Origin of the sequence: Metabacillus fastidiosus NBRC 101226, from assembly GCF_001591625.1 — a bacterium.
GTDB classification, from domain to species: domain Bacteria; phylum Bacillota; class Bacilli; order Bacillales; family Bacillaceae; genus Metabacillus; species Metabacillus fastidiosus.
This window is the reverse complement of sequence record NZ_BCVG01000218.1, coordinates 1-1,602: the sequence shown is the minus strand read 5'-3', so window position 1 is coordinate 1,602 and position 1,602 is coordinate 1. Positions and strand designations below refer to the sequence as shown.

The following is a 1,602-nucleotide window of genomic DNA, read 5'->3' as shown; positions in this document are numbered from 1 at the left end:
CTGATAGAAGTTTCACTTTATACATACTTTCCTGCCGATCTTAAGAAAATGCAGAGACTAGTCGTTTCATTCCTTCTTCTAATGTTGATTTAGGGCAGCCGACATTTATTCTCAGAAAACCTTCACCTGGTTCACCGTATTTTGATCCTGATTCAAGTGCGAGTTTTCCTTTTCTTAACAGAAGTTTTCTTACTTCCTCGTCATTTATGCCAAGTTCTCTTATATCAAGCCAAATGAGGTAGGAAGCTTCAGGAATAATTACTTTTATTTCGGGAAAGTGTTTTTCTAAGTATGATTTTACAAAAAGAACATTTTGTTCTAAATAAGCAATTAGTTCATCCAGCCAGTTTCCCCCATATTGATAAGCTGCCTCCATTGCAGTTACAGCAAAGATATTTAATGATGTAAGTCCTTGGCTTCTCTGGACTTCAACAAATCTTCTTCTTAAAGAATCGTTTTGAATAATTAAGGCAGAAGCTTGTAATCCTGCAATATTAAATGTTTTACTTGGCGCAATACAAGTGATAATCTTCACTTCGTGTTCATACGGGATAGAAGCGATTGGAGTATGATGATTATCAAATAGTAATATATCAGAATGAATTTCATCAGAAACAATAATAACATTGTGCTTCACACATAGTGTGATAATTTTTGTTAATTCCTCTTTTGACCACACACGCCCGCTAGGATTGTGAGGACTGCATAAAATAAATAGTTTTGCTCTTTCATCTGCTAGTTTATTTTCTAAATCATCAAAGTTAATTTCATATCTGCCGTTATGTAAGGAAAGATTGTTATACAGTAACTGCCGATCATTCTTTTTTACCATTTCAAAAAAAGGATGATATACGGGAGGTTGAATGACAATATGATCACCACGTTCTGTATAAGCTAATATAGCTGTCCCGAGCGCGGTTACAATCCCTGGACTGTATGTAACTTCCTTAGCTTGAATTTTCCAATTATGTCTTCTAGCTAGCCAGTTCTGAATAATTTCAGCGGTTAACTTAGTCGGTTTTGTGTAGCCGAATATACCGTGTTCCACGCGTTCCTTCATGGCTTTGATTACTTCTTCTGGAGCGGGAAAATCCATATCAGCTACCCACATAGGCAAAACATCATCGGTTCCAAAAACATCTTTTGTAAAATCCCATTTAACGGATTTACTATTTTTTCGATCGATTATTTTATCGAAATTATACATATGCTGTTCACCTCATCTTTCTTATAATCATAATTGTGATACAATGACAGAAGCAAATGAAATGTGTTTTAATAAAGATAAAAAGGTGAAGATGATGGAAACACAAAGAGCCAATATTCAAATGGTTGTTCTTCTTTCCGAATGGGATCCGTTCGGTTGTGGCGAAGATCATTATGAGCCAGAAATAGTGGACGTAATTCAAGCTGTTCATACAATAGATCAAGCTGGGCTGCTTGCTCGCAAAATTCAATCCATTTATGAATTTTCATTTGAAGAAGTAATCCCGCTCGTAAAATGCGAAGCGATAGCTGAGAAATTATTGGCAATAAAAAATGAAGCATCATGTGAAATCTAAAACAGAGAAAGGGCTGTCCGATAAGTCCCTAATAAGTTTT

At 35.5% G+C, this 1,602-nt stretch carries 2 protein-coding genes; one reads left to right on the top strand and one right to left on the bottom strand.

The genetic code is table 11. The features are described from left to right. Positions 1-40 precede the first annotated feature (40 nt). On the bottom strand, positions 41-1,207 hold the full coding sequence (locus tag BFA01S_RS21470) for a MalY/PatB family protein (RefSeq protein WP_066235672.1): 1,167 nt from the start codon (positions 1,205-1,207) through the stop codon (positions 41-43). A gap of 61 nt (positions 1,208-1,268) precedes the next feature. Here BFA01S_RS21470 and BFA01S_RS21465 point away from each other — a divergent pair, with 61 nt between their 5' ends. Beyond that, positions 1,269-1,562, top strand: coding sequence for a DUF1871 family protein (locus BFA01S_RS21465; protein WP_235843094.1), 294 nt, complete (start codon positions 1,269-1,271; stop codon positions 1,560-1,562). The last annotated feature ends 40 nt before the right edge of the window (positions 1,563-1,602 follow it).